The following is a 10,864-nucleotide window of genomic DNA, read 5'->3' as shown; positions in this document are numbered from 1 at the left end:
CATAGCCGTTCATCACCGGCATCCGCAGATCCATCAGCACCGCGTCGTAAAAACCGGGCTGAGAGGCGCGGAATTTGTCCACGCAGATCTTCCCGTTTTCTGCCCAGTCCAGGGTGAAGCCGTGAACGGAGAGCAGCTCATTGGCGATCTCCCAGTTCAGGTCGTTGTCCTCCGCCAGCAGAATCCGCCGGCCGGTGTAATCCGGGAGGATCTCGGCGGGGGTCTCAGCAGTGCCGCCGCCGGAGACGGCAAAGCGGCTCAGACCGTAGTACAGCGTGGATTTGAACAGGGGCTTTGCGATAAAGCCGCTGATGCCCGCCTGACGGGCCTCTTTCTCCACCTCGCTCCAGTCATAGGCGGAGATGAGAAGGATAGGAACTTCCTCGCCGATGGTTTTGCGCAGCTGCCGGGCGGTTTCAATGCCGTCCATGCCGGGCATTTTCCAGTCCAGCAGGACGATGTGATAATCCCGTCCCGCCTGGTGGCGTGCAGCAGCCATCTGGATGGCCGTGGGGCCGTCCAGAGCCGGTTCGGCCTGGATGCCGATCTCCTGCAGCGCATCCACCGCACTCCGGCAGAGCTGCTCATCGTCATCCACCACCAGCATTTCCCAGTGGGGCAGGATCATGTCGGCTTCCTGGCAGGGAGCCTTCTCCAGATCCAGCACCACATGGAACTCTGAGCCCTTGTTGGGCTCGCTCTCCACTTCGATGGTGCCCTGCATCTCGTCCACAATGTATTTGGTAATGGTCATGCCGAGGCCGGTGCCCTCGATTTTCTGGACCCGGTTGTTGTCCTCCCGCATAAAGGATTCAAAGATGCGGCTCTGGAACTCCGGGGACATGCCGATGCCGTTGTCCCGGACATAGAAGTGTGTGCGGACATAGTCTCCGCCCCGGGGAGAGTCCTCCTGGGAGAGCGTCATGCTGATGGAGCCGCCCTCCGGTGTGAACTTCAATGCGTTGGAGAGGAGGTTCAGCAGCACCTGATTGAGCCGCACGCCGTCGCAGTACACCTGCTCGGTCTGGATGTTTTGAATGAAGATGTCGAAGGACTGCTGCTTGGTCTTCACCTGAGGCTGGATGATATTGACGATATTCTCCGTCACCTCCCGCAAGGACAGCAGATCCATGTTCAATGTCAGCTTGCCGCTTTCGATCTTGGACATGTCCAGCACGTCGTTGATGAGGCCCAGCAGGTGCTGGCTGGAGAGGGTGATCTTGTGGAGGCAGTCCCGCACCTGGGCGGGCTGGTCGATGTGGGAGGCGGCAATGGCTGTCATGCCCACAATGGCGTTCATGGGAGTGCGGATGTCGTGGCTCATGTTGGAGAGGAATTCGCTCTTGGCCTGGTTAGCCCGCTCCGCCTCCCGCTGGGCTTTTTCCAGACGGGTCAGCTGCTGCTGGGACATGCGGAAGTACAGGTAAAAGATCAGCAGCAGCGCCGCAATAATCACCGCACAGCCGCCCAGAGCGGTGTAAATATGCTGATAGCCCAGGCTTGCCACTGCCTCGTCCAGCGTGCCGTAGAGCATCACCGTCACCAGGTACCACTCGGAATTGGGCAGCGGGGAACAGTAGATGTGCCGGCGCTGGCCGTCCACGCTCAAAGAGGTGGAATACTCCTCTCCCCGGCTGATGGCTTCCTCCAGCGCGGAGACCGCCGCTTCGGGAGTCTGGTTCTCGAAGGTGCATCGCCGCAGCAGCCAGTCATAGTAGGTGCCGCCGGTGTCGTCGGCGTTTTCCATCACGAAGGAGCCGTCCTTATGGATGATATGGGAATAGATGAGGGAGTCGTCTATGTCCAGGGACATGGTCTCGTTGATATACTCGATGGGGATACCGGCTACCAGGGCCGTGCAGTGGCTCCCGTCCCGCATGGGATAGCCCTGGGAGGCGGGGTAGCCCACGGAGACCCCCAGCAAAAGCAGCCGCTCGCCGCTTTCGGTGATGCCCAGCGTCACCTTCTTTTCCGCTTGGTTCAGGGATGCGAGGAAGGTGTCCTCGTTCAAAATGGTGACGGGGTCGCCGTAGAGGACGTCCGCGTCTCCGTCCTTGGAGTAGAGGGCCAGATAGAAGAAGTCCCGGGCGATGGCGCTGGTGGCCAGTTCCTCACACATTTCCTCATTGTAGGAGGGCACGGATTCCGGCGGCGTGCGCCAGATGATGCCTTCCACCTGGGAGAGCTGCAGATTGATAATGGAGCTGAAGTGCAGCTGCAGCTGATGGTTCATCTCCTGCATATAGATCTCGCCCACCCGGTTGATGGCCTTGTCGCTCTCCCGGACCATATAGGAGGTGATCCAGACAAAGACGCCCACACACAGGGCCAGGATGCTGATCAGGCTGATCCACAAAAAGCGGGTGTTTTTCTGTTTCATGGCTTTGCTGAGTCCTCCTGCTGCTGATTTCGGGCCCTGTGGGTCCAGTATTCCAGGGTTTGACAAAGTCCGTTGAAATCAATGGGCTTGGAGATATGGGCGTTCATCCCTGCGGCGGCGGTGGCGGCGATGTCCTCGGAGAAGGCGTTGGCGGTGACGGCGATGATGGGGACCCGCCGGGCGTCGGGCCGGGAGAGGGCCCGGATGCGCCGGGCGGCTTCACAGCCGTCCATCCGGGGCATCTGCATATCCAGCAAAACGGCGTCAAAGGCGAAGGGGGCCGACTGGGAGAAGAGATCCAGCGCCTCCTGACCGTCCCATGCCTGGGTGACCTGCACGCCGTGCATGGTCAGAAGTTCCGTGGAGATCTCCATGTTCACCTCATTGTCCTCTGCCAGCAAAATATGAAGGCCCTCCAGGGAGAAGGACTCCGCCGGAGCGGAGGCCGCGTCCGGTTCACTGTCCGTCTCGATGACGGGGAAAGGCAGGATCACCGTGAAGGTGGTCCCCTCGTCGGGGCGGCTCTCCACGCTGATCTCACCATTCATCTGCGTGACCAGGCTCTTGACAATGGACATGCCCAGCCCCGTCCCCACCGCCTGGCGGTCGGTGAAGCGCATCTCCCGGTAGTAGGGATCAAACAGGTGAGGCAAAAACTCCGGAGACATGCCGATGCCGTTGTCGGAGATCACAAATTTGTATTTGGCGTACTCCCCGCTGTCCAGCTGGGTGACGTGCAGTGCGATGCGGCCGTCTTTCTTGGTGAACTTGAAGGCGTTGGAGAGAAGGTTGTTGAGAATCTGCTGGAGCCGGAAGGGGTCCGCCAGCAGATGGGTGTTTTCCAGGGAGAAGTCCCATGTCAGCTGCTTGCCCTGCTGCTCCGCCTGGTAGCGGAAGGTCTCCAGACACTCCTCCACGCAGGCTTGCAGGTCGATGGGGCTGTTGTTCAGCGTGACCATGCCCTGCTCCATGCGGGACATGTCCAGAATGTCGTTGATCAGTTCCAGCAGCTGGCGGCTGGCGCTGTTGATCCGGCAGAGATACTTGGAGATCTCCGAGGGGCTGTCCGTGTGCTGGACGGCCAGCTGGGAAAGGCCGATGATGGCATTGAGGGGAGTGCGCATGTCGTGGGACATGCTGCTGAAAAAGGACTGCTTGGACGCCTCGTTTTGGCGGGTGATCTCCAGGGAGTCCTCCAGTAATTTACGCTCTTTGAGCTGCTGCTGCTTTTCCTGGTCCACTTCCCGGAAGGAGAGCACCACTTCCTCCGGTGAAAGGGACTCGTCATAGAGGATGCGGGCATTGACCCAGCGGTAGTCCTCTCCGAACCGGCGCAGAAAATCGCCGCCGAAGTCCCGGGTCTGCCGGCTGACCAGCCGGCGGATATTCTCGGCGGAGAAGTTTTCCAGAAACTCCTGATAGGCGTTGGCCTCAATGACATTTCCAGCCAGCCGCAGCAGATCGGAGTAATTTCCGGTGGAGGGGATCGGCGTTTGCTTGGGCCCTTTGATCAGCTCGTAGGTGTTTTGCTGGAAGTTGACCCGATAGAGAGCGTAATAGGAGTTACCCAGGGCCTGGACCGTCTCGTTGGCGCGCTCCATTCGGGTGTTGATCTTCATGTCCCGCCAGGTCATCCCCAGCAGAGCCAGGAAGAAGATGGAAATAATTGCGATAAAAAAGAGAATCAGCCAGTTGAAACTCGCCAAAATGCTTCCATAGGGGACGGTGATGATGGAGATCCAGCCATTATCCATCCGGGTGTAGGATACCGCCCGGAGATTTCCCTCCATGTCTGAAATGGGGGTGGCGTAGTCATCCAGCTCTCCGGCGTCGATCTTCTGGATGAGGTCGATGAGGTATTGCTGGATGGCCTCCGGGGACTGCTCGATCGCTGTCTGCTGATAGATAATGGTCCCGGTGCTGTCGCAGAGAAAAAAGGAGTTGCCGCTGCGGCGTTCCAGGGAGTCAAACTGAAACTGGAAATTCTCCGGGAAGATGTCGAAGGCCAGGACCGCGTCGCTGTCTCCGCACTGCTGGGCCGCCGTGATGACAGGCCGCTGGGAGATGGCGTCCGTGTAGACATTGGTGAATATGACCTCGCCGCCGGCCTGGATGGCCTTTTGGTACCACTCCGTGGAAGAAACGTCATAGGATTCGTCCCCATCCCAGGGGTTGGCGGCCAGAATCTTTCCGTTCAGAACCATGTAAGGGTCTACGATCCCCTTGCCCAGAACGGACTCCACCCGCTGGAAGTAAAGATCCAGCCAGGAGACCAGCTCCTCCCGGGGCGTCCCGTTGGTGAGGCGGTCACTGATGGAGGAAGTGCCGAAGGAGAGCAGTGTCTCGTAGATGGTGAGGTTGCTCTCGCCTTCGGCCGCATAGATTTGCGTCAGGGCGGTCCCGGTTTCCTGAGCATTCTTCAGGAGGGAGGTGCGGATCAAAGAAAGGCCCAGCACCGTCAGAACGATCAGCAGGCCCAGCGTGATGAAATTGAGCCGCATGCCCCGCAGAATGCGGCGCAGCCGGGATCTGCGCTGCCCCCGGACCTGGGTGCTCATTGCGCGAAGACCTCCCGGACAGCTGCCGTCACCTGGTCATAGGCGGCTGAGATCTCCTCCATCATGGCTGCGGCACCGGCCCAGTCCCCGGCGCGGAAGGCGGCCACCTGCCGGGTGAACAGCTCAAAAAGCACTGTCATGGAGAGGTTGCCGCAAAGGCCCTTGAGGGTATGGGCAGCAGTGAGGGCCGCCTCCTGGTCCCCTGCGGCGATGGCCTGGGTAAGCTTTTCATAGTTGGTGTCATCCAGGAAGCGCTTCAAAAACCGTTCCAGAAGAGACTCGTTTCCCATCATGCGCTCCAGCGCGCTGGCGGTGTCGATCCCTGCGGCCGTCAGCCGCTCATTCTTTGTGATATCCATGATCGTTCCTCCCTCTTTTGTCTTACGGCTTATTTGGGCTCATAGAGCCGGTGGAGCCGCTCTTCCACGGCAAAAAAGCATTCCAGCAGCCTGGGGTTAAATACGCCGCACTGCCCCTCCCGGATCATGTCCAGCACCTGCTGACGGGGGAAGGCGTCTTTGTATACCCGCTTGCAGCTCAGGGCATCGTATACGTCCGCCAGGGACACCACCTGAGCCCAGATGGAGATCTCGTCCCCCTTGAGCCCGTCGGGGTAGCCCCGGCCGTCCCAGCGCTCGTGGTGGTGGCGGGCGATGTCGCAGGCGTAGCGGTACGCCCCGTTTTCCCGCAGCTGGGGAAATTTTTCCAACAGTTGAGCGCCCTGGACAGTGTGGGTCTTCATGATCTCGAATTCCTCCGGCGTGAGTTTGCCGGGCTTATTCAAGATGGCGTCCGGAATGGCGATTTTTCCCACGTCGTGCATGATGGCGGCCAGAGAGATCTGGCCGATCTCGTCCGGGGTCAGGCCGTCCCCCAGAGGGGTATTGGTCAGAAGAAATTCCGTGATGTCGTGGATGCGGTGGACGTGCTCGCCGGACTCGCCGTTGCGGAACTCGATGGCCGCCGACAGCGCCTCGATCATACCCATGTTCAGATCCACGATCTTCTGGGCCTTTTCCAGCAGCTCCGACTGCTGGATCTCCACCACATGGCTCAGCCGGCGCCGGGCCTGGTAGAGTTCGATCACCGACTGCACCCGCCGCAGCACCACATACGGGATCACAGGTTTGCTGATGACGTCTACCACGCCCAGCTCGTAGGCTTCCTTCATCACGCTGCCGCTGGCCTCCGCGGTGATCAAAAACACCGGCAGGCGGCGCAGCACGTCGGCCTCTTTCAGATGCCGCAGCACCTGGATGCCGTCCATCTCCGGCATCATCACGTCCAGCAGCACCGCGCACAGTTTCTCCGGCCCGGCCAGGATCATCTCCAGCCCCTCTTTGCCGTTTGCGGCCTCCTGAATGGAGTAATGGGACGCAAAAATATTTCCCAGGATACATCGGTTCATCTCGTCATCATCCACCACCAGAAGGGTGGTGGGCACTCTGGATGCGAGATCAGGGTATAAATTGACAGGCGCCATGATACGGGCTCCTTTCTTCAAGAAAATCGCGCAGACGGGGCGTGAATTCCGCCCTGCTGCCGCAATGTTTTTGCAGACAATTACAATCTTAGTATACCGAACAATCTGCCTGCAAACAAGAGGACAAAGCAGAAAACCAGCCGGATTTCCAGCAGAAAAACCGGCAAAACAGCGAAATACGCCTCTTCAGAACTTGTTAATTTTTGCACATTTCATAAAAACGGCGGAAAGGAAAGCTTGCTTTTTCCTGCTGTCCGGCCTTAAATTAAACTAACGGCACCCGCCGGGAACATTACGGAACATAGGAGGAATGCCCATGGAAGACCTTGCGCGCGTCAACGAGATCTGCACGGCGTTCGACTGCGATCCGGCAAACCTGATTGCCATCATGCAGGAGATTCAGGCAGAGTACAAATACCTCAGCGAGGAGGCCCTGACCCGGGTGGCGGAGAACCTGCACATCGGCACAGCCAAGGTGTACAGTGTCGCCACGTTTTATGAGAATTTCTCCCTGGAACCCAAGGGGAAGCATGTGATCAAAGTCTGCGCGGGAACGGCCTGCCATGTGCGCCGGTCCCAGCCCATCTATGACGCGGTCCATGACTATCTGGGGCTTGCCGGGCGGAAAAAGACCTCGGCGGACGGTTTGTTCACCCTGGAGACAGTGGCCTGTCTGGGAGCCTGCGGTCTGGCGCCGGTGATGACGGTGGACGGCGAGGTTCACGCGAAAATGACACCGGAGACGGCGCTGGCCCTGCTGGAGGAGATCCGCGGGAAGGAGGCGCAAGCCGGATGATGCAGACCAAACTGACCCGGGAGAGCTTTCATGTGTTTCAGGCCAACGCCCGCAACGCCCTCAAGCAAAGCGAGCAGGTACCCGCGGTGCTGATCTGCGCCGGCACCGGCTGCATTGCCGGCGGCGCCATGAAGATCTACGAGAATATCAAGGCCGAGTGTGAGCGGCGGGGGCTTTCCGTCTACGTGGGGCTCAAGCATGACACGGATGAGGAAAAGAGCCTCCATGTGAAGATGAGCGGCTGCCACGGCTTTTGCGAGATGGGTCCGCTGGTCCATATCGAGCCCATGGGGGTCATGTATATCCATGTCACCCCGGAGGACTGCCACGAGATCCTGGAGCGGACCGTGCTGGGCGGAGAGATCATCGACCGCCTGGTCTACCACCTGGACGGGGTGGCCTATCCCCGGCAGGCGGATATCCCATTCTATAAAAAGCAGCACCGGGTGGTGCTGGAAAACTGCGGCAGCAGCGATGCCGAGGACATCGAGGAGTATATCGCCAAGGGGGGCTACGCCGCCTTTGAAAAGGCGCTTTTCGAGATGACCGGCGAGGAGATCTGCAAGAACATCACGGATTCCGGCCTCCGGGGCCGTGGCGGCGGCGGATTCCCCGCGGGGAGAAAGTGGGAGGGCGCCCGCAAACAGACCTCCGCGCAGAAATATGTGGTGTGCAACGGCGACGAGGGAGACCCCGGTGCTTTCATGGACCGCTCCATCATGGAGGGCAACCCCCACAGCGTGCTGGAGGGCATGATGATCGCAGGGCTGGCCGTGGGCAGCGACACCGGCTATATCTATGTCCGGGCGGAGTACCCCCTGGCGGTGAACCGCCTCAAGACCGCCATCGCCAAGGCGGAGGCCTTCGGCCTTTTGGGGGACCACATCATGGGCAGCGACTTCTCCTTCCGCATCCATGTCAACCGGGGCGCGGGGGCCTTTGTGTGCGGCGAGGGCAGCGCTCTTACTGCCTCCATTGAGGGCAGCCGGGGCATGCCACGGGTAAAGCCGCCCCGCACCATCGAACACGGCCTCTGGGCGGAGCCCACGGTGCTCAACAACGTGGAGACCTTTGCCAATGTGCCTCTCATCATCCGCAACGGCGTGGAGTGGTACCGCTCCATCGGCACCAAGACCAGCCCCGGCACCAAGGCTTTTGCCCTCACCGGCAACGTAGTGAACACCGGCCTCATCGAGGTCCCCATGGGAACCACCATCCGGGAGGTGGTCTTTGACATCGGCGGCGGCATCCGAAACGGGAAAAAGTTCAAGGCCGTCCAGATCGGCGGCCCCTCCGGCGGCGCCACCACCGCCAGCAAGGAGCACCTGGACCTGCCGCTGGACTTCGACTCCCTCAAGAGCATCGGCGCTATGATCGGCTCCGGCGGCCTGGTGGTCATGGACGAGGACACCTGCATGGTGGAGACCGCCCGGTTTTTCATGGAGTTCACCCAAAAGGAGTCCTGCGGCAAGTGCGTCCCCTGCCGGGAGGGCACCAAGCGGATGTTGGAGATTCTGGACCGGATCATCGCAAACAAAGGCACTCTGGAGGATCTGGACCTTTTGGAGGAGCTGGCGGACACCATTACCCACACCGCCCTGTGCGGCCTGGGCCAGAGCGCCTGCAAGCCGGTCCAGAGCACGCTGAAATATTTCCGTAATGAGTATCTTGCCCATGTGGTGGACCACCACTGCCCCATTTGCAACCGGGAAAAGCCCCACCCCACCATCGACGCCGACAAGTGCAAAGGCTGCGGGAAGTGCCGGAAAAACTGCCCCATGGAGGCCATCTCCGGCGCGGTGAAGCAGCCCCACACCATCGACCCGGAACGGTGCGTCAACTGCGGCGCCTGTGTGGCGATCTGTCCCTTTGGGGCCATCACCGCGGCAAAGGAGGGCTGAGAACATGGCAAAGGGAATTATGTACATTGACGGCCAGCGGGTGCCCTTCGACGGGGAGAAAAACGTGCTGGCGGTGATCCGGAAGGCCGGCATCGACATGCCCACCTTCTGTTATTACTCGGAGCTGAGCGTGTACGGCGCCTGCCGGATGTGCGTGGTGGAGGACGAGAAGGGCAAAATCGACGCCTCCTGCTCCATGGAGCCCCGGGATGGAATGCGCATCCGCACCAACACCGCCCGGCTTTTGAAGCACCGGCGGATGATCCTGGAGCTGATGCTCTCCTCCCACGACCGGGACTGCACCACCTGCGAGAAAAGCGGCGAGTGCCGCCTGCAGGAGCTGGCGCTGCGCTTCGGCGTGCGCCACGTCCGCTTTGCCGATACCCGGCCCCGCTATGAAAAGGATGACTCCTCCCCCGCCGTGGTGCGGGACCCCAACAAGTGCATTCTCTGCGGAGACTGCATCCGGGTGTGCGAGGAAATGCAGGGCATGGGCATTTTGAACTTCGCTTACCGGGGCAGTGACCTGGTGGTGTGCCCGGCCTTTGACCGCAAGCTGAATGAGACCGCCTGCATCAGCTGCGGACAGTGCGCTGCCGCCTGCCCCACCGGCGCCATTACCATCTACAACGAGATCGGCCGGGCATGGAGGGCCCTCCACGACCCTCAAAAACGGGTGGTGATCCAGATTGCCCCGGCGGTCCGGGTGGCGGTGGGCGAGGCCTTCGGCCTTCCGCCCGGCGTGAACGCGTTGGATAAGCTGGTGTCCGCATTGAAGATGATGGGTGCCGACGAGGTGTATGACACCACCTTCGGCGCGGATCTGACGGTGATGGAGGAGTCGGCGGAATTCCTGGAACGGCTGAAAAAAGGCGGCCCCTTCCCCATGTTCACCAGCTGCTGCCCGGCGTGGGTGAAGTACGTGGAGGAGGAAGCACCCCAGTTTTTGAAAAACGTCTCCAGCTGCAAATCCCCCATGGAGATGTTCGCGGCGGTGCTCAAGGACCGCTGCGCCCGGCAGGACGCGGAGGATGGCCGCACCACCTATCACATCGCCGTGATGCCCTGCACCGCCAAGAAGATGGAGGCCCAGCGTCCGGAGTTCCGGCATGACGGCGTGCAGGATGTGGACCTGGTGCTGACCACCCGGGAGATCATCAACATGATCAAGGAGTCCGGCATCCGCTTTTCGGAGCTGGAGGGAGAATCTCCCGATATGCCCTTCGGCATGGGCACCGGAGCGGCCACCATCTTCGGAACCACCGGCGGCGTGGCGGAGGCAGTGGCCCGCCGGGTGGTGGAGGACAAGTCCAAAAACACTCTCCAGGCCATCCAGTTTTCCGGGCTCCGGGGCAGCGAGACCATCCGCACCGTGACACTGCCCTTCGGAGACCGGGCGCTCAGGATCGCCGTGGTCCACGGGCTGGTGAACGCCCAGAAGCTACTGCGGGAGATCCAGGAGGGCCAGGCATATTTTGACTTGGTGGAGGTAATGACCTGCAAGACCGGCTGCGTAGGCGGCGCGGGACAGCCCTACGGCCTGCTTCCCGTCAAGAACCGGCGGGCGGAGGGCCTCTACGAGGCGGACCGGTCTGCGCTGATCAAACGCTCGGAGAAAAATCCCATTGTGGCGGAGCTGCTGGAAGGAGCGCTCAAAGGCCGGACCCATGAGCTGCTCCACGTGACCTATACGCCCCATCCCGCCAAAGAGTAACCCCGCAAAAAAGCACGCCTGCCACCGGCAGG

The 10,864-nt window shown here is 60.7% G+C and carries 7 protein-coding genes; 3 read left to right on the top strand and 4 right to left on the bottom strand.

Translation table 11 applies throughout. From position 1 onward, the window contains the following. The 4 genes from QZL67_RS00995 to QZL67_RS00980 all read right to left on the bottom strand — a co-directional run. The coding region (locus tag QZL67_RS00995) for a response regulator (RefSeq protein ID WP_292919610.1) at window positions 1-2,380 on the bottom strand (2,380 nt) is incomplete at its 3' end. Continuing rightward, the gene (locus QZL67_RS00990) at window positions 2,377-4,938 is read right to left on the bottom strand and encodes a hybrid sensor histidine kinase/response regulator (RefSeq protein WP_022288925.1); all 2,562 of its coding nucleotides are present in this window, start codon (window positions 4,936-4,938) and stop codon (window positions 2,377-2,379) included. The genes QZL67_RS00995 and QZL67_RS00990, both read right to left, overlap by 4 nt. Further along, a complete protein-coding gene (locus QZL67_RS00985; protein WP_022288924.1) occupies window positions 4,935-5,297 on the bottom strand; it encodes an Hpt domain-containing protein in 363 nt (120 codons plus the stop codon). Before QZL67_RS00985 ends, QZL67_RS00990 begins: the two co-directional genes overlap by 4 nt. A 29-nt stretch (window positions 5,298-5,326) precedes the next feature. Continuing rightward, entirely contained in the window at window positions 5,327-6,421 is a 1,095-nt protein-coding gene (locus QZL67_RS00980) for an HD domain-containing phosphohydrolase (RefSeq protein WP_022288923.1), read from the bottom strand. Window positions 6,422-6,737: 316 nt separating this feature from the next. On the opposite strand from QZL67_RS00980, the gene QZL67_RS00975 reads away from it, so the two are divergent. From QZL67_RS00975 to QZL67_RS00965, 3 genes are read left to right on the top strand one after another with little or no spacing between them, the layout of a single operon-like run. Further along, window positions 6,738-7,217 carry an NAD(P)H-dependent oxidoreductase subunit E gene (locus tag QZL67_RS00975; RefSeq protein WP_022288922.1) on the top strand — a complete coding sequence of 160 codons (480 nt, stop codon included), beginning with the start codon at window positions 6,738-6,740 and terminating at the stop codon, window positions 7,215-7,217. Then, complete coding sequence (locus tag QZL67_RS00970) at window positions 7,214-9,118, top strand: NADH-ubiquinone oxidoreductase-F iron-sulfur binding region domain-containing protein (protein WP_022288921.1); 1,905 nt, start codon at window positions 7,214-7,216, stop codon at window positions 9,116-9,118. The genes QZL67_RS00975 and QZL67_RS00970 overlap by 4 nt, the downstream gene beginning before the upstream one ends. 4 nt (window positions 9,119-9,122) lie before the next feature. Then, on the top strand, window positions 9,123-10,832 hold the full coding sequence (locus QZL67_RS00965; RefSeq protein ID WP_022288920.1) for a [FeFe] hydrogenase, group A: 1,710 nt from the start codon (window positions 9,123-9,125) through the stop codon (window positions 10,830-10,832). Window positions 10,833-10,864 lie beyond the last annotated feature (32 nt).

Source organism: Oscillibacter sp. CAG:155 (assembly GCA_000436875.1).
In the GTDB taxonomy this organism is placed as follows: domain Bacteria; phylum Bacillota; class Clostridia; order Oscillospirales; family Oscillospiraceae; genus Oscillibacter.
The sequence above is the reverse complement of the archived record's forward strand: the minus strand, read 5'-3'. Positions and strand labels throughout refer to the sequence as shown.

Coding starts and splice junctions, on each gene's coding strand:
- QZL67_RS00990 (WP_022288925.1), bottom strand. CDS start 4,938: ATGAGCACCCAGGTCCGGGGGCAGCGCAGATCCCGGCTGCGCCGCATT.
- QZL67_RS00985 (WP_022288924.1), bottom strand. CDS start 5,297: ATGGATATCACAAAGAATGAGCGGCTGACGGCCGCAGGGATCGACACC.
- QZL67_RS00980 (WP_022288923.1), bottom strand. CDS start 6,421: ATGGCGCCTGTCAATTTATACCCTGATCTCGCATCCAGAGTGCCCACC.
- QZL67_RS00975 (WP_022288922.1), top strand. CDS start 6,738: ATGGAAGACCTTGCGCGCGTCAACGAGATCTGCACGGCGTTCGACTGC.
- QZL67_RS00970 (WP_022288921.1), top strand. CDS start 7,214: ATGATGCAGACCAAACTGACCCGGGAGAGCTTTCATGTGTTTCAGGCC.
- QZL67_RS00965 (WP_022288920.1), top strand. CDS start 9,123: ATGGCAAAGGGAATTATGTACATTGACGGCCAGCGGGTGCCCTTCGAC.